Origin of the sequence: Prauserella oleivorans (assembly GCF_042685745.1) — a bacterium.
GTDB lineage: Bacteria > Actinomycetota > Actinomycetes > Mycobacteriales > Pseudonocardiaceae > Prauserella_A > Prauserella_A oleivorans.
Map to the genome: position 1 here is coordinate 1576915 of NZ_JBHUNT010000001.1, position 17096 is coordinate 1594010.

Consider the following 17096-nt stretch of genomic DNA (forward strand, 5'->3'; position numbering starts at 1 on the left):
GGGGGCGAGTGTCGCTCATGCCGGCCTCCGTCGGGTCCGCAGCACCACATACACGAACAGCGCCCCGCCGAGCACTCCCGCGATGGTCTCCACCGGGATCTCGTACGGGTGCCGCACCACCCGCCCCAGCACGTCGCACAGCAGGACGAAGAACGCACCCGCCAGCGCGGTCACCGGCAGCACGCGGCGGAGGTTGTCGCCGAGGGCGAGCGTCACAAGGTTCGGCACCACCAGCCCGAGGAACGGAATGTTGCCCACCGTCACGACGATCACCGCGGTGATCACCGACACCAGCACCAGGCCGGTGTTGACGACCCGGTCGTAGTGCAGCCCGAGGTTCACCGAGAAGTCGCGGCCCATGCCGGCGACGGTGAACCGGTCGGCGTAGAGGTAGCCGAGCACGGCGATCCCGCCCGCGATCCACAGCAGCTCGTACCGTCCGGCCAGCACCCCGGAGAACTCGCCGCTGGTCCACGCGCCGATGGTCTGCAGCAGGTCGGCGCGGTAGGCGACGAACGTCGTGGCTGCACCGATCACGCCGCCGAACATGATCCCGGCCAGCGGCACCACGATGATGTCGGTGTAGACCAGCCTGCGCAGGATCCGCAGGAACACGGCCGTGCCCGCCAGGGCGAACACGACGGCGATCAGCATCTTCACCCACACGGACTCGCCGCCGAAGAACATCGTCGCCACCAGCACGCCGAGGCTCGCCGATTCGGCCGTGCCCGCGGTGGAGGGCGTGACGAACCGGTTGCGGGTCAGGCTCATCATCACCAGCCCGGCGACGGACAGTGCCGCGCCCGCCAGCAGCACGGCGAGCAGCCGCGGCAACCGCGATTCCGTCAGCACGAGCAGCTGCTCGGGATCACCCCGCAGCAGGCCCTCCGGGGTCAGCTCCGTGACGCCGGCGAACAGCGACGCCGTCGCCACCGCGGCCAATGCCACGACGGCGACGCCGAGGTGCCAGCTGCGGACGCCGCGGCGCCGCGTGTCCGGCTCGGTGGTGGTCACTTCAGGCTGGCGCCGATCTCGTCGACCATCGCCTCCAGCGAGCTCAGACCGTTCGACGCGAGGTACCAGGTGGCCGGGTCGAGGTAGACGATCTTGCCGTTCTTGGCCGCGTTGGTGCCGTTGACGAGCTGGTTGTCGAGCAGCTGCCGGGCGGCCTGGCCCTGTTCGCCGATGGCCGAGTCGCGGTCGATCACGTAGAGCACGTCGGGGTTGGCGTCCGCGATGAACTCGGCGGAGATGGCGTCACCGTGCGTCTCGGCGGAGAGGTTCGGCACGGCGGGCTGCACACCCAGGGCGTCGTAGACGATGCCGAACCGCGAGCCGGGGCCGTAGGCGCTCATCTTCCCGCCGGTGGTGAGCACGACCAGTCCGCGCTTGCCCGTCGCGGGCTGGGCCGCGGCGACCTCGGCGGCCTTGGTGGTCAGCGCGTCGAGGCGCTGCCGGGCCTGCGACTGCTTGCCGAACAGCTTGCCGAGCGTGACCACACGTTCCTTGGCGCTGTCGAGGAATCGCTCGCTGTCGACCGTCAAATCGACGGTCGTGGCGATCTTGGACAGCTCGCCGTAGGCGGGTGCGGAGCGGCCCGCCACCAGGATCAGGTCGGGTGCGAGCTCGTTGACCTGCTCGTAGTCGGGTTCCTTGAGGCTGCCGACCTTGGTGTACTCGTCGCCGGCGTACTTGGTCAGGTTCTTCGGCATCGACGCTACCTCCGGCACGCCCACGACACCGTCCACCCCGAGGTCGTCGAGCGTGGTCAGCACACCGAGGTCGAAGACGACGATCTTCTCGGGGATGCCCTCGATGGTCGCCGTGCCTTGCGCGTGCTGGACGGTCACGGTCGGGCCCGGCCCTTCGCTGGTCTGGCTGTCGGCCGCGCCGCTGCAGGCGCTCAGCGCCAGCAGCAAGCCACCCGCACCGAGCGCGGTCAGCCACCGTCTCCGCGTGCTTGCGTGTCGCATCGTCTCTCCCGACGAACATCTGCCTACGAGCAAAAGTGAGGCTAACCTAATCGAGTGATGCCCGGGAATCCAGAGGCAAACGGACAGCGTGGCGCAGATCGCCCGCCCGAGATGACTCTGAGGCAGAAGGACCAGGGGGTGGGCCATACTGAGCCGATGGGCCAGCCAGGGGATGCCGACCTCGTGCACGAGCTCGTCAGCACGCTCGGCCCGTTCTCCCGCTTCCTGCGCCGGGTCGTCTCCGCGTCGTTCCCGGAACCGGCCATCAGCGGTGCGCAGGCCGACCTGCTGCGCACGGTGCAGCGGCGGCCGGGCATCGCCGTCAACGCCGCCGCCGAGTGGCTGCAGGTCGCGCCGAACACCGTCTCCACGTTGGCCGGAGCGCTCGAGGCCGAGGGCTATCTGGAGCGCCGCCGCAGCGACGACGACCGGCGCAGCATCGGGCTCCACCTCACCAGCCAGGCCGACGAGTTGCTCGAACGCTGGGGTGAGCACCGCGCCCGCATCGTCGCCGCCGCGCTGGCCGAGCTCGATCCGCTCGAACGGCACGTCCTGGTCGGTGCGCTGCCGGTGATACGCAAGCTACAGAAGACGCTGGAGGCGCAGGCGTCCCGCTGACGCCGGGCCCACAGTGGACGGTCAGCGCGTGTAGACGCCCGTGGGTTCGGCGTGGTAGCCCTTCGCGCCGACAGCCTGGGCCAGCGGGCTGCGTGGGGCTCCGCCCGCGCGCACCAGTTCCGCCACGGCGCGGAAGTCGTACCGTGGTCGCCAGCCGAGCACCCGGCGAGCCCGGTCGTTGACGTACACGCGGTCCAGCGAGGGCAGCATCCGCCAGCCCCAGCGCTCGTAGTCGGCGGCGATGTCCGGGAACAGCCTGCCGAACACCGCGGGTGCGTCGACGGCCAGCTCGCCCAGATCGTCCGGCGTGAACGGGGTGGTCGCGCTGATGACGAACCGGTCGAAGCCGAGTTCCGGCGCGCGCCGTGCCGCGAGCAGATGCGCGTCCACGACGTCGGCGAGGTCCACGCGGCGATACAGGAACTCGTTGACCTTGAGGTTCGTGTCGTGGTAGCCGGCCCGGACGTCGTCGCGGTCGTCCGGCTCCGGGAAGAACCGCGAGGTGCGCAGCACCACCACCGGCAACCGCAGGTCACGGGCGGCGAGCTCGCACAGGTCCTCGGCGGCGATCTTGGTGGCGCCGTAGATGTTGCGCACGACCGGCCGTACGTCCTCGGTGATCCAGGCGGCAGGCTCGCCGGGCGCCGGGGTGAGCGCGCGGCCGAACGCGCTCGTGCTGCTGGTGAACACCACGCTCTCGACCCCGGCCGCCGCGGCCTCCTCGAGCACGGCCAGCGTGCCCGTGACGTTGGTGTCCACGAAGTCCTGCCTGGCGTGGGAGATCACGTGTGGCTTGTGCAGCGTCGCCGCGTGCAGGACGCGCGTAACGCCGTCGAGGGCGCGGCGCACGGTGTCCCGGTCGGTGACGGAGCCGGTGACGGTGGTGAACGGCGCGTCCAGGACGTCGAGGCCGACGACGTCCTCGCCCCGTTCGCGCAGCGTGCGCACGAGCGCCTCGCCGAGGTGTCCCGAGCTTCCGGTGACCAGGTATCTCTCCACGACCGTGATCGAAGCAACGCGGGCAGCCCGTGAGCAACCCGGTTTGCGGCGCCGGGCGAGGGGACCCCTTCCTTGCACTCTCCCCGCGAGAGTGCTAAACACGGAATTGGCACTCGGCACCGTCGAGTGCTAGGCGATAGGCCGACAGCCGTCGCCTGAAGGTCGGGACGGTGAGGCCACGTTCGGGACAGCCCGAACTGGTCGTCCGTCGCGGGCACCGAGCCTGGCCGAGGACGTGTCCGATTACCGGAGGACCACACCGCAATGGCCAAACTGATTGCGTTCGACGAGGACGCCCGCCGCGGTCTCGAGCGCGGCCTGAACACCCTCGCCGAGGCCGTCAAGGTGACGCTTGGCCCCCGTGGCCGCAACGTCGTGCTCGAAAAGAAGTGGGGCGCGCCGACCATCACCAACGACGGTGTCTCGATCGCGAAGGAGATCGAGCTCGAGGACCCGTGGGAGAAGATCGGGGCCGAACTCGTCAAGGAAGTTGCCAAGAAGACCGACGACGTCGCGGGTGACGGCACCACCACCGCCACCGTGCTCGCCCAGGCCCTGGTCAAGGAGGGCCTGCGCAACGTCGCGGCCGGCGCCGACCCGATCGCCCTCAAGCGTGGCATCGAGCAGGCCGTCGAGGCCGTGACCGAGCAGCTGCACAAGGCCGCCAAGGAGGTCGAGACCAAGGAGCAGATCGCTGCCACGGCCTCGATCTCGGCCGCCGACCGCACCATCGGCGAGCTGATCGCCGAGGCGCTCGACAAGGTCGGCAAGGAAGGCGTCGTCACCGTCGAGGAGTCCAACACCTTCGGCCTCGAGCTCGAGCTCACCGAGGGTATGCGCTTCGACAAGGGCTACATCTCGGGCTACTTCGTCACCGACGCGGAGCGTCAGGAAGCCGTGCTGGAGGACCCGTACGTCCTGCTGTTCGGCTCGAAGATCTCCAACGTCAAGGACATGCTCCCGATCCTCGAGAAGGTCATGCAGGCGGGCAAGCCGCTGCTGATCATCGCCGAGGACGTCGAGGGCGAGGCCCTGGCCACCCTGGTGGTCAACAAGATCCGCGGCACCTTCAAGTCCGTCGCCGTCAAGGCTCCGGGCTTCGGTGACCGCCGCAAGGCGATGCTGCAGGACATGGCCATCCTCACCGGTGGCCAGGTCATCAGCGAGGACGTGGGCCTCAAGCTCGAGAACGCCGACATCTCCCTGCTCGGCCGGGCCCGCAAGGTCGTCGTGACCAAGGACGAGACCACCATCGTCGAGGGCGCGGGCGACGCGGACCAGATCCAGGGCCGGGTCAACCAGATCCGGGCCGAGATCGAGAACAGCGACTCCGACTACGACCGGGAGAAGCTGCAGGAGCGCCTGGCCAAGCTGGCCGGTGGTGTCGCGGTCATCAAGGCCGGTGCCGCCACCGAGGTCGAGCTCAAGGAGCGCAAGCACCGCATCGAGGACGCGGTGCGCAACGCCAAGGCCGCCGTCGAGGAGGGCATCGTCGCCGGTGGTGGCGTGGCCCTGCTGCAGGCGTCCAAGGCCGCGTTCGACGGCCTCAAGCTCGAGGGTGACGAGGCGACCGGCGCGAACATCGTCAAGGTGGCCGTCGAGGGTCCGCTCAAGCAGATCGCCGTCAACAGCGGTCTCGAGGGCGGCGTCGTGGTCGAGAAGGTGAAGAGCCTTCCCGCCGGCCATGGCCTCAACGCGGCGACCGGCGAGTACGAGGACCTGGTGGCCGCGGGCGTCATCGACCCGGCCAAGGTCACGCGTTCGGCGCTGCAGAACGCCGCCTCGATCGCCGGCCTGTTCCTGACCACCGAAGCCGTGGTCGCGGACAAGCCGGAGAAGGAGAAGGCCCCGGCTGGTGACCCCACCGGCGGCATGGGCGGCATGGACTTCTGAGTCCGGCTTCCTGACCAAAAATCCCCGAGGGCATCCCGCCCTCGGGGATTTTTGTGCTTGCTTGGCGGTGCGGATGGGAGAACCTGAGTGCTTCCCTCGCTCCGGAATCGTCTCCTCATGAATGTCCAATTCACCACGTCGACGCTGTCCTCGCGAGGAAAGCACTCAGAACCTCCGGCGGTGCCGGTTGCTCGGGTTGGCGGTGCCGGTTGCTCGGGTTGGCGGTGCCGGTTGGCAGCCGGGGTTATGACTTTGGCGCGGTGCCGGTTCTGGGGGATGCGGCGTCGTTCCACCTCGATCCGCTACTCCTCCTCCGGCATGAGGAGCCAGCAGGCGGCGTAGAGCAGCACCGGCGCGCCGAGTCCGAAGATCGCCGAGGCCACGAAACCGATCCGCACGATGGCGGCGTCCACGCCGAGCAGCTCGGCCCACCCGCCGCAGACTCCGGCCAACATGCGGTCGGACCTGCTGCGGCGGAGCTTCCTGGTCGTCACGTTGTTCGTCATGCGTCCATGCTCGGCCGTCCAGGGGACGCGGACATCAGGGAACGACCCGGAACGTTCCCCCATCCGCCGCCCCTGAGCCGCGAACCCTGGGCATGATCGCGCCGGGCCGTTATGGTCGAGATCATGCCCGGATCAGTGCTCGGAACCGAGGTGCGGCGGGTCGAAGACCCCGAGCTCCTGCGCGGAGAAACCACCTACGTCGACAACCTTCCGATCGAGGGCGTGCTGCACCTCGCCTTCGTACGCTCCCCGTTCGCCCATGCCGAGATCACCGGCATCGACGTGAGCGAGGCCGAGAAGGCGGACGGCGTGGTCGCCGTGTACACCGGCGCGGACCTCGATCTGCCGTCGGTCCGTCAGTTCATGACGGTGAACGCGGACTGCGTGCGCAAGGCGCTGGCACAGGGCCGCGTGCGGTTCGTGGGCGATCCCGTGGCGGTGATCGTGGCGGAGACGGCGACGGCCGCCGCCGACGCCGTGGAGCTCGTGGACGTGGACTACGAGCCGCTGCCCGCCGTGGTCGACCCCGAGCAGGCGCTGGAACCCGACGCACCGCTGCAGTTCCCCGAGCTCGGCACCAACATCGCCGCGGGCGAGCGGGACGCGGTCGGCTCGGAGATCCTCGCCGACGCCGACGTGGTGGTGCGCGCGCGGATCGAGAACCAGCGGGTGGCGGTGGTCCCGATGGAGGGCAACGCCATCGCCGTGGTGCCCGGCGGCGAGGACGCCGACTACGAACTCACCATCCACGTCTCGACCCAGAATCCGCACGCCTTGTGGCTCACCGCCGCGAAGCAGTTCGGACTGGACCGCGAGCGCATCCGAGTCGTGACTCCGCATGTCGGCGGCGCATTCGGCGGTAAGTTCGGCCTGATCGCGGAGCACGTGGTGGCGGTCGGTGTCGCGCGCCGGCTGGAACGCCCGGTGAAATGGACCGAGTCGCGATCGGAGAACCTCCAGTCGATGCCCCAGAGCCGGGCGCAGGTGCAGTACGCCGAGCTCGGCCTGAAATCGGACGGCACAATCACCGGCCTGCACTGCCGGGTGCTCGGCGACTGCGGTGCCTACGCCGGGTTCGGCGGTGGCTTCGCGCTCGGCCCGACGCGCACGATGGCCCAGGGCGTCTACCGCATCCCGAAGATCAGCTTCGCCGCCATCGCGGCGCTCACCAACACCACGCCCACCGGTGCGTTCCGGGGCGCGGGCAGGCCCGAGGCCGCGGCCATGCTGGAACGGATGATCGACCTGGCGGCCGCCGAACTCGACATGGACCCGGTGGAGCTGCGCCGCCGCAACTTCCTGCAGCCGGACGAGTTCCCGTACACCACCGTTGTCGGCGCCAGCTACGACTCCGGCGACTACGACCTGCCGCTGCGGGAGGCGCTGCGGCTCGCCGACTACGACGAGTTGCGGGCCGAACAGGCGCGGCGGATCGAGGCGGGCGACCCGGTGCTGCTCGGCATCGGCGTGAGCACCTACGTCGAGATCACCGGTGGCGGTGGCGGCGGCGAGTACGCGTCGGTGGAGATGAGCCCCGAGGGCCGGGCGACGATCAAGGTCGGCACGTCGGGGCACGGCCAGGGCCACCCGACGTCGTTCTCGATGCTGGTGGCCGACGCGCTCGGCATCCCGATCGAATCGGTGGACTTCGTGCAGTCGGACACCGCGCAGGTCCCGCGAGGCGGCGGCACGGGTGGTTCGCGGTCGCTGCAGGTGGGCGGCAGTGCCGTGCGGCAGGCCAGTGAACTGCTGGTGCAACGGGCGAAGGAGCTGGCGGCGTCGAAGCTGGAGGCGGCCGTCGAGGACATCGAGCTCACCGAGGACGGACGGCTCGGCGTGATCGGCGTGCCGAGCGCGAGCCTGAGCTGGGCGGAGCTCGCCGCGGCCGCCGCCGAGGACGGCGAGCGACTCGCGGTCGACACCGACTTCACGCCGGGCGGGCCGACGTTCCCCTTCGGTGCGCACGTGTCGGTCGTCGAGGTGGACACCGAGACCGGGCACGTGCGGCCGGTCCGGCACATCGCCGTCGATGACTGCGGGCGCGTGCTCAATCCGCTGCTCGTACGCGGTCAGCAGCACGGTGGTGCGGTCCAGGGGATTTCGCAGGCACTGTGGGAGCACTTCGTCTACGACGAGGACGGCAACCCGGTGACCGGCACCCTCGCCGACTACCTCGTGCCCACGGCCGTCGAGGTGCCGATGCTGGAGGTCGCGAACACCGAGACCGAGACGCCGCGAAACCCGCTGGGCGCGAAGGGCATCGGCGAGTCGGCGACGATCGGTTCGACGCCTGCAGTCCAGAACGCCGTGATCGACGCCGTGAAGCACCTCGGCGTCCGGCACATCGACATCCCGCTCACGCCGCAGCGGGTGTGGCGCGCGATCCAGCAGGCCCGGGCAGGCGAACCGGCTCAGCCGTGGCGGGAACCGCCGTCGGCGTTCGACACACTGCCCATCCGGCCCGAGGGACCGAACCCGCACGCCGAGGAGGCAGCGGTCTAGCCCTGCCGGTCCGTCGTCAGGACTGCGCCGGTGCGCTGCCGGCAGCGGCGTGCCGATGCGCCGCCGGAAGCGGGCCGGTCCTCGGCTGGCAGCGGTAAGCCGCGTGCCGTTCTTCCGTCGAGAGTGTGCCGGTCCTCCGCCTGCAGCCTGCCGGCCCGTCGGGGCGCGGAGCGCCCGCCACGGAGGCTCCTGAGGTCGGCCGCAGTCGGCGTCGGTGGTTTGCCAGGGTGCCGCCTCGCCCGCTGCGGCGAGGCTTCCTGCTCACCCCTGGCCACCTCGCCCGCCGGGCTCAGGCGGCCGCTGTGGGGTTGACGGCGTCGGCGGCTCGGCGGCTCGGCGGGTCGTGGTGCCCGACGGGCTCAGGCGGGCGTGGCGAGGGCTCGCACGCGGGCCAGCCGATCGAGCCACCACGCGCGCGTGGGGCCGTCCGCGGTCACGTCCGCGGCACGCTCCGGTTCCGGTGCCCGGCGCGGCACGGGCAGGAAACCGTCCACAGGGCACAGTGAATTGCCGGTGACGTCCCCTCCCAGCAGCGATCGCGTGCCCAGCCCGCAGGCGAAGTCCAGCGAGGGCAACGCCCCGGCGAGCGCCACCCCCGCGGCCAGGCCGACGCTGCTCTCCACCGCCGACGACACCACGCACGGCAACCCGCAGGCCTCCGCGACCTCCAGCGCTCGCCGGACCCCGCCCAACGGCGCGACCTTCAGCACGGCGACATCAGCGGCCCCGGCCACGGCGACGCGAAGCGGATCCTCGGCGCGCCGGATCGACTCGTCCGCGGCGATCCGCACGTCGACCTTCCGCCGCACCCGCGCGAGCTCGTCCACCGACTCGCACGGCTGCTCGACGTACTCCAGGCCCGAGGCCGCGCGGTCCAGCTCGGCGATCGCGGCGACCGCCGTGTCGACGTCCCATGCCGCGTTCGCATCGACGCGGATCGCGCCGTGCGGGCCGAGCGCGTCCCGCACGGCCTCGACCCGGGCACAATCGTCCACAAGAGACGATCGGGGGTCGGCCACCTTGACCTTGGCCGTCCGGCATCCGGATTCGGCGACGAGCTCGTGGGCCCGCTCGGGCGAGACGACCGGAACCGTCGTGTTGACCTCCACGCTGTCGCGGACCGGAGCAGGCCAGCCGTCCCGGCTCGCTTCGACCGCGGCCGCGAGCCACGGCACGCATTCCGCGACGTCGTAGTCGCGGAACGGGCAGAACTCGCCCCAGCCCGCCGGGCCGTGCAGCAGCACTCCCTCGCGGACCGTGATGCCACGGAATCGGTTGCGTAGCGGAATCGCGTATACGTGGTGGTCGATCACACCCCCATTGTCGGCCCCTGACCGGGCGAGACGTGTTTCGGTGCCGTGCTCGGCCGGGTAGTCGCAGAACGGACCGACAGAGAGGAGTGATGAACGTGGCTGACACGCTCAGCGGCCGTCGCGTCGCCTTCATGGTGGCACCGGAAGGGACCGAGCAGGTCGAGCTCACCGAACCGTGGAAGGCGGTGAAGGAGGCCGGTGGCCAGCCCGAACTGATCTCCTTCAAATCCGGGGAGATCCAGGCTTTCAACCACCTGGACAAGGCCGACACCTTCCCGGTGGACAAGGTGGTCACCGACGCGTCGGTGGATGACTACGACGGGCTGGTGCTGCCAGGTGGCGTCGCCAACCCGGACCTCCTGCGGACGGACAGCAACTCGGTGCGCTTCATCGGCGAGTTCTTCTCGAAGCGCAAGCCGGTCGCCGTGATCTGCCACGGCCCGTGGACGCTCATCGAGGCGGACGTCGTTCGTGGCCGCCGGATGACGTCGTGGCCGAGCCTGCAGACCGACCTGCGCAACGCCGGCGCCGAGTGGGTCGACGAGGAGGTCGTGGTCGACGAGGGCCTCGTCTCCAGCCGCAAGCCCGACGACCTGCCGGCGTTCTGCTCCAAGCTCGTGGAGGAGATCGCGGAAGGTGCCCACGCGGGCCAGGCCAAGAGCGCCTGAACCGCAGCCGCCACGACCGGCCTGCCCAGCCTGCGGCGCCGGGCACCGCGACTCGGCCGCCGGCTCGCGGGCCGGACGGCGGTAGTGGGCTGCGCCCATGACTCGCGACATCGACATTGCCCGGGGTGCCCTACCCGGCCTGTGACATTGCCCGGGTGCCCTACCCGGCCTGTGACGAGGCGCCTGGCGATCCGATCCGCTCGCCGACCTTCCGGGCGAGCGTGATGGCGTCGCCGGGCGCCTTCACTTTGATGTCGTTGTCGAAGTAGACGTACACATCGCGCCGTCGCCGGGGTGCCGCCGGGGCTACCGTGTGCTCGGTGCGGGGCGACCGCCCGGAGCGCCAGGCGCACACCTTGTCGGCCCAGCTGGCGAGGGCCTCGTCGGTGTAGCTGCTGGCATACAGTTCCTCGTCGCCGTGCAGTCGCACGTACACGAAGTCGGCGGTCACGTCTTCGAGGTACGGCCAGGTGCCCGCCGTGTCGGCGACGACGAGGCCGATCCCGTGCTCGCGCAGCAGCTCGACCGCGGACGCGTCGGCGAAGCTGGGATGCCGGACCTCCAAGGCGTGGCGCAGTGGCCGGTCGGCATCGGTCTCCGTGTACGCGTCGAACTTGACCTTCTCGTCGTGCTGTGTCGCCAGTCGTGCGGCGGCCCCCGTACTGCGCGGGAGCAGGTCGAAGAACCGGGCCAGCCGCTCGCGGTCGAACGCCATCCTCGGGGGCAGCTGCCACAGCAGCGGCCCGAGCTTGTGGCCCAGCGCGAGCACTCCGGAGGCGAGGAAGTTCGCCAGCGGGGCCTCCACATCCCGCAACTGCTTCATGTGCGTGATGAACCGGCCGCCCTTGACGGCGAACACGAAGTCGTCCGGCGTCTGTGCGAACCACGCCCGGTACCGCTCCGGTCGCTGCAACGAGTAGAAGGACCCGTTGATCTCGACGCTGTTGACCAGCCGCGAGATGTACTCCAGCTCGCGGCGGTGCGGGAGGCCCTTCGGGTAGAAGGTGCCGCGCCACGGCGGGTACAGCCAGCCCGACGTGCCGATGCGGATCGGCTGGTGAGCGGTGATGTCGTCCCTCCTCGACACGGTTGCCGGTCCAGGTTGACATGCTCCGCCGCGCCGCGCTCACTCCCACCAGAACGACCACAGCCGCTTGCCGAGCAGCTGTGCCGCCACCTCGCGCAGGCTGCCGGGCTGGGCGAGGAACCGGTCGAGGCAGAACGCCCGGTGCTCCGCCGCGACGACCAGTGACCGTTCCCGCGTCTTCGGTGGCGCGGCGACCGACAGATCGAGCGAGTCGAAACCGAGGCAGATCAGGACCGCGCCGAAGCGGTCCTCCCAGCTCCGCAGAACCGACGACACGGCCTCCGCCCGATCGGTCATGGTGCGCATGCCCTGCCAGCCGAGCACGGCCGGGATGTCGGCTGGCCGTGGGGTCTCGACGATCCCGAGCCTGCAGTCGCCCCGGGCGGCGAGAATCGAACCGGTGTTGCCGGCCTCGGCGAGCGGATCGGCCCGGCGCACGGACTTGCGGGCGAGCCCCGGGAACGCGGCCCCGAACGGGTCGAGGCAGTTGCCCTCGCAGCACGGGCCCTGCCACCAGGACGCCAGCGCGTCGTGCGGGCTGACGTCGTCGATCAGGCCGGCCGAGGGCTCGGCCCAGCCACGGTCGTCGATCCAGTCCTCGCCGCTCATCTCGAAGCGCAGGTCACGCGGGATCAGCACGGGCCAGCGGCCGGTGCGCGGATACGCGGCCACGCAGGCGAGGTAGAGCGTCGAGTCCGCGATCGGCGCGTCGGACACCCAGAGCCCGTCGTGCATCCGGCCGGGCGGCAGCGACAGCTCACGGGCACCTGTGGGGGCGAACGGGACGGCGGTCATGGCACTCCTCCGGACGGTCGGCTGCTGAACTGACTCGAACACTAGTTCGAACCACCGACAATTTCCGGTGCACCGTCGAGCACCACCCGTGTGGGCGATGCCACCTGGGCCGGGTGCCGGAGGGCAGCAGACCAGGCCGGCACCGGGGCGGGCCGCAGAGAGACCGGCCACCCCGACGAGTGGGGACGCCGGGCAGCAGTGGTCGAGAACGGAATCCGGCGTCACCCGCGAGCGGACTAAGCCGAACGACAGGTCAGAGCGCCCTGGAAAACCAGGTCAGAGCGGGCGCAGCAGGTCGTCGGCGTCGATGATCCGGTAGGCGTAGCCCTGCTCGGCGAGGAACCGCTGGCGGTGTGCGGCGTAGTCGGTGTCCACCGTGTCGCGCGCCACCACGGAGTAGAAGTGCGCTTGGCGACCGTCCTCCTTGGGTCGCAGCAGCCGCCCGAGCCGCTGCGCCTCCTCCTGGCGCGAGCCGAACGTTCCCGACACCTGGATCGCCACCGACGCCTCGGGCAGGTCGATCGAGAAGTTCGCGACCTTCGACACCACGAGTTTGTCGATCTCGCCCTTGCGGAAGGCGTCGAACAGCGCCTCGCGTTCCTTGTTCTTCGTCGAGCCCTGGATGACCGGCGCGTTCAGCTCCGCCCCGAGCTCGTCGAGCTGGTCGAGGTAGGCGCCGATCACCAGCGTGGGCTCGCCGGCGTGCTTGTCCACAATGGACTTGATGACGGACGTCTTGGTGCGTGCCGTCGACGCGAGCCGGTAGCGCTCCTCGGACTCCGCGGTGGCGTAGGCCAGGCGCTCGGCGTCCGTGAGCGTGACGCGCACCTCGATGCAGTCGGCGGGCGCGATCCAGCCCTGGGCCTCGATGTCGCGCCACGGCACGTCGAAGCGCTTCGGCCCGATCAGCGAGAACACGTCGCCCTCACGGCCGTCCTCGCGCACGAGCGTCGCCGTCAGGCCGAGTCGCCGCCGCGACTGCAGGTCGGCCGTCATGCGGAACACCGGGGCGGGCAGCAGGTGCACCTCGTCGTAGACGACCAGGCCCCAGTCGCGCGAGTCGAACAGCTCGAGGTGCTTGTACTCGCCCTTCGACTTCCGCGTGATGACCTGGTAGGTCGCGATCGTGACCGGCCGGATCTCCTTCTTCTCGCCGGAGTACTCGCCGATCTCATCCTCCGTCAGCGACGTCCGCGCCACCAGCTCGCGCTTCCACTGCCTGCCCGCGACCGTGTTGGTCACCAGGATCAGGGTGGTGGCCTCGGCGCGTGCCATCGCCGCCGCGCCCACGAGTGTCTTGCCCGCGCCGCACGGCAGCACGACCACGCCGGAGCCGCCCGCCCAGAACGCCTCGGCGGCCTGCCGCTGGTACTCCCGCAGCGCCCAGCCGTTCTCCTCCAGCGAGATCGGGTGCGCCTCACCGTCGACGTAGCCCGCCACGTCCTCGGCGGGCCAGCCGATCTTGAGCAGCGTCTGCTTGAGCCTGCCGCGCTCCGACGGGTGCACCAGCACCGTGTCGTCGTCGATGCGCGCACCCAGCATCGGGCTGACCTTCTTGTTGCGCAGCACCTCCTCGAGCACGGCGCGGTCGGTGGTGGTCATCACCAGGCCGTGCGCGGGGTGGTTCTGGATCTGCAGCCTGCCGAACCGGCCCATCGTGTCCACGATGTCGATGAGCAGCGGTTGCGGCACCGGGAACCGCGAGTACGTGGTGAGCGCGTCCACCACCTGCTCGGCGTCGTGCCCGGCCGCGCGCGCGTTCCACAACGCCAGCGGGGTGACCCGGTAGGTGTGGACGTGCTCGGGAGCGCGCTCCAGCTCGGCGAAGGGTGCGATCGCGATGCGGGCGTCCTCCGCCCGCTCGTGGTCGACCTCGAGCAGCACGGTCTTGTCCGACTGGACGATCAGGGGGCCATCACTCACGCCCTCCTTTATACGTTCCCCGCTCCGGTAACGGCCGTCGCCGCGAAATGCGGGACGTCACGACACCCGGACGGAGTCACACCGCGTGTTCACGCGTGCGCCCCGGGTGCGAGGCGGGAATCGGTGGTGAGCCCGACGGGCGGAGGCAATACCATCGCCGGGCGACCCGGTCGGGTCCACGGTCATGATCACAGGCCATGGCCCGGCGCTACCCTTCAGTGGTTCCCGGTGACATAAGGAAGTCAGGTGACCCGTCGCAGCCAGCGTCCCCAGTGGGATGACGCGACGGATCCTGGTCGTGCCGGCGGCAGATGGCGCTTGCGCAACTGGCGGCTCCGGACCCGCCTGCTCGCCGCGCTGCTGATCCCCGTGATCGCCGTGGTGCTGCTGGCCGGTCTGCGCATCGAGTCGAACCTTGATCAGGCGAACCGGTACGCCGAGGGCGCTGAACTGGTGCGCGTCGACAGCAGCGTGGCAGCGATGGTCCACGAGCTGCAGCGGGAACGCGACACGACCGTTCGCTACGCGGCCGGTGGCAGGCGGGGCGGCCTGGACCGGCTGCGGGAGCAGCGCGAACGCGTGGACGCCGCGATCGGCGAGTTCGGTCGCACGCTCGTCTCCGCCGAACCGGACCTCTCCGCGCCCGCCGTCGGCAGCTTCCGTCAGATGGAACGCCGCCTCGACGGGCTGACGGGCGTCCGGTACGCCGCGGAGAACTCGCCGGAGCCCGCGGCATCCGTGCTCATCGCCTACAACGAGCTCGTCACCGGGTTGCTCGACCTGGGTGACCAGGCCGCCCCCGAAGCCGCCGACCGCGAGCTGGCCCGGAGCAGGCTGGCCGCGGGCGCGCTCGCGCGGGTGAAGGACCGGCTCTCGGTCCGGCGGGCGCTGGTGGCCGAGGCGCTCGAGACCGGCAGCTTCGGCGAGGACCGGCTCCGGGCGCTGCTGGCCGCGGACGCCGAGCTCGCCACCGCGCACCGGGACTTCGTCAAGTTCGCGACGCACGAACAGCGCAAGCTCTACGACGACACGGTGACCGGCTATGCCGTCGATGCCGTCAACGGCGTGGTCGAGTCCGCGTTGAGGGGTCCGGACGGCGACGAGCCGTTCACGAGCATGGGCCCGCAGGAATGGGACCGGCACGCCACGCAGGTGGTCGACCTGGTCAAGCAGGTGGAGGATCGGCTGCACGGCCAGATCCAGCAGCGCTCCGACGCCCTGGCCGCCGACGCGCGCCGCAACGCGCTGCTCGACGGTGGCGTCACGCTCGGCGTCCTGCTCGTCGCCGCGCTGCTGGCGGTGCTGATCGCCCGTTCGCTGCTGCGTCCGCTGCGGGTGCTGCGGCGCAGCGCGCTCGACGTCGCCCACTACCGGCTCCCCGAGGCGGTCAAGGGAATCCTCGCGGATCCGGATCCACGCCCGGAGGACGCGCACCGCCGGGCCGTCGAGCCGGTGCCGGTGTTCAGCCGGGAGGAGCTCGGCCAGGTCGCGCGTGCGTTCGACGCCGTGCACGGCCAGGCCGTGCGGCTCGCCGGTGAGCAGGCGCTGCTGCGGGAGAACGTCAACTCGATGTTCGTGAACCTCTCGCGGCGCAGCCAGGATCTGGTCGAGCGGCAGCTCACGGTGCTGGACCGCATGGAGGAACACGAACAGGACCCCGACGTGCTCGCCGGGCTGTTCGAACTCGATCACCTCGCCACGCGGATGCGCCGCAACAGCGAGAACCTCCTGGTGCTCGCCGGACAGGACGTCGGCAGGCCGCTGCCGGGCGCCGTGCCGGCCGAGGAGATCATCGGCGCGGCGTTGTCGGAGGTCGAGCACTACCAGCGCATCAAGGTCGCCGCGACGCCGCAGATCGCCGTGCGCGGTGACGTCGTGGGTGATCTGGTGCACGTGATCTCGGAGCTGTTCGAGAACGCCACCGACTACTCGCCCGACGACGCACCGGTGTCCGTGGTCAGCGCGGTCACCCCGGAAGGGGAGTGGCGCATCGACATCACCGACCGTGGTGCGGGGATGCCGGAGACGGAGATCCGCAGGGCGAACGCTCGGCTCGCCGAGCCGCCGGAGGTGGACGTCGAGGTGTCGCGGCGGATGGGCCTGTATGTGGTGGCGCGGCTGGCCCAGCGGCACCACATCCGCGTGCGGCTCGCGGCCGCCGACCTGCTGGGGCTGACGGCGACCGTCGTGGTGCCGGCCGCGCTGATCCGGCCCGCCGACCCGGTGCCGCAGGGTTCCCCGGTCGTGCTCGAGCGCCCGGCCGAACCCGCGCCCACGTCCGGCCCGCAGCCGGTGGTGCTCGGCCCGCAGGAGCCGGCCGACTGGCCCGGACCCGAGCCGGTATCCGCACCCGAGCCCGCCCCGCCGGCCGAGCCACCCGAGCCCGCACCGCCGGCCGAGCGTGCTCCGGCACCGGCCTCGGCCGACGGCGCCCCCACGGTCGTGTATCCACCCGCGCCTGCTGCCGGAACACCCGCCCCGCGACCGCGGGAGGAATCGGCGCCGGCACCGCAGCGGCGTGCGGCGCAGTGGCAGCCGCCGCCGAGCTGGCCCACCGAGGACGGCGACCAGCGCCCGCATCCTCTGGACGACGACGCCCCGACCGACCGGTTGCCCGCCTACCAGCAGTTGCTGACGAGGTGGTTCGACACCGGCGAGCCGCAGGGCGAGGCCGTGTGGCCGACCGAGGACGGCGACCTGCCGACCGTCAACCGCTCGCCCGAGGCGGTGCGGTCGCGGATGGCGAGACTTCAGCACGGGGTGCGCCGCGGGCGGCATGCGCGCGCCCGCTGACGACGGTCAGTGGCAGACGGTCAGTG

At 70.9% G+C, this 17096-nt stretch carries 13 protein-coding genes; 5 read left to right on the plus strand and 8 right to left on the minus strand.

What is annotated here, in order from left to right:
• Positions 1–15: 15 nt before the first annotated feature.
• Both ACFSZT_RS07840 and ACFSZT_RS07845 read right to left on the minus strand, forming a co-directional pair.
• Positions 16–1014 carry an ABC transporter permease gene (locus ACFSZT_RS07840; protein ID WP_377388409.1) on the minus strand — a complete coding sequence of 333 codons (999 nt, stop codon included), beginning with the start codon at positions 1012–1014 and terminating at the stop codon, positions 16–18.
• Complete coding sequence (locus tag ACFSZT_RS07845; protein ID WP_377388411.1) at positions 1011–1973, minus strand: siderophore ABC transporter substrate-binding protein; 963 nt, start codon at positions 1971–1973, stop codon at positions 1011–1013. The genes ACFSZT_RS07840 and ACFSZT_RS07845 overlap by 4 nt, the downstream gene beginning before the upstream one ends.
• 156 nt (positions 1974–2129) lie before the next feature.
• On the opposite strand from ACFSZT_RS07845, the gene ACFSZT_RS07850 reads away from it, so the two are divergent.
• Positions 2130–2591 (plus strand): MarR family winged helix-turn-helix transcriptional regulator, encoded by a 462-nt coding sequence (locus tag ACFSZT_RS07850; protein WP_377388413.1) that lies wholly within the window; start codon positions 2130–2132, stop codon positions 2589–2591.
• A 21-nt stretch (positions 2592–2612) separates the two neighbouring features.
• Here the strand turns inward: ACFSZT_RS07850 and ACFSZT_RS07855 are convergent, their stop codons facing one another.
• Complete coding sequence (locus ACFSZT_RS07855; protein ID WP_377388415.1) at positions 2613–3590, minus strand: NAD-dependent epimerase/dehydratase family protein; 978 nt, start codon at positions 3588–3590, stop codon at positions 2613–2615.
• Between the two features lie 264 nt (positions 3591–3854).
• Between ACFSZT_RS07855 and groL the strand changes: the two genes are divergently transcribed.
• On the plus strand, positions 3855–5483 hold the full coding sequence (gene groL, locus ACFSZT_RS07860) for a chaperonin GroEL (protein ID WP_377388417.1): 1629 nt from the start codon (positions 3855–3857) through the stop codon (positions 5481–5483).
• A 302-nt stretch (positions 5484–5785) separates the two neighbouring features.
• Here the strand turns inward: groL and ACFSZT_RS07865 are convergent, their stop codons facing one another.
• A complete protein-coding gene (locus tag ACFSZT_RS07865) occupies positions 5786–5989 on the minus strand; it encodes a PspC domain-containing protein (RefSeq protein WP_377388419.1) in 204 nt (67 codons plus the stop codon).
• Between the two features lie 123 nt (positions 5990–6112).
• Here ACFSZT_RS07865 and ACFSZT_RS07870 point away from each other — a divergent pair, with 123 nt between their 5' ends.
• The gene (locus ACFSZT_RS07870; RefSeq protein WP_377388421.1) at positions 6113–8491 is read left to right on the plus strand and encodes a xanthine dehydrogenase family protein molybdopterin-binding subunit; all 2379 of its coding nucleotides are present in this window, start codon (positions 6113–6115) and stop codon (positions 8489–8491) included.
• Between the two features lie 359 nt (positions 8492–8850).
• Here the strand turns inward: ACFSZT_RS07870 and ACFSZT_RS07875 are convergent, their stop codons facing one another.
• A complete protein-coding gene (locus ACFSZT_RS07875; RefSeq protein ID WP_377388580.1) occupies positions 8851–9801 on the minus strand; it encodes an o-succinylbenzoate synthase in 951 nt (316 codons plus the stop codon).
• 92 nt (positions 9802–9893) lie between these two features.
• Here ACFSZT_RS07875 and ACFSZT_RS07880 point away from each other — a divergent pair, with 92 nt between their 5' ends.
• On the plus strand, positions 9894–10472 hold the full coding sequence (locus ACFSZT_RS07880) for a type 1 glutamine amidotransferase domain-containing protein (protein ID WP_377388423.1): 579 nt from the start codon (positions 9894–9896) through the stop codon (positions 10470–10472).
• Between the two features lie 160 nt (positions 10473–10632).
• On the opposite strand, the gene ACFSZT_RS07885 is transcribed toward ACFSZT_RS07880, so the two are convergent.
• The 3 genes from ACFSZT_RS07885 to ACFSZT_RS07895 all read right to left on the minus strand — a co-directional run bounded on the left by ACFSZT_RS07885 (position 10633) and on the right by ACFSZT_RS07895 (position 14277).
• Positions 10633–11541, minus strand: coding sequence for a DUF72 domain-containing protein (locus ACFSZT_RS07885; RefSeq protein ID WP_377388582.1), 909 nt, complete (start codon positions 11539–11541; stop codon positions 10633–10635).
• A gap of 57 nt (positions 11542–11598) precedes the next feature.
• Positions 11599–12354 (minus strand): DUF4253 domain-containing protein, encoded by a 756-nt coding sequence (locus tag ACFSZT_RS07890; RefSeq protein ID WP_377388425.1) that lies wholly within the window; start codon positions 12352–12354, stop codon positions 11599–11601.
• 276 nt (positions 12355–12630) lie between these two features.
• Positions 12631–14277 carry a DNA repair helicase XPB gene (locus ACFSZT_RS07895; RefSeq protein ID WP_377388427.1) on the minus strand — a complete coding sequence of 549 codons (1647 nt, stop codon included), beginning with the start codon at positions 14275–14277 and terminating at the stop codon, positions 12631–12633.
• 246 nt (positions 14278–14523) lie between these two features.
• Between ACFSZT_RS07895 and ACFSZT_RS07900 the strand changes: the two genes are divergently transcribed.
• Positions 14524–17070, plus strand: coding sequence for a sensor histidine kinase (locus ACFSZT_RS07900; RefSeq protein ID WP_377388429.1), 2547 nt, complete (start codon positions 14524–14526; stop codon positions 17068–17070).
• The last annotated feature ends 26 nt before the right edge of the window (positions 17071–17096 follow it).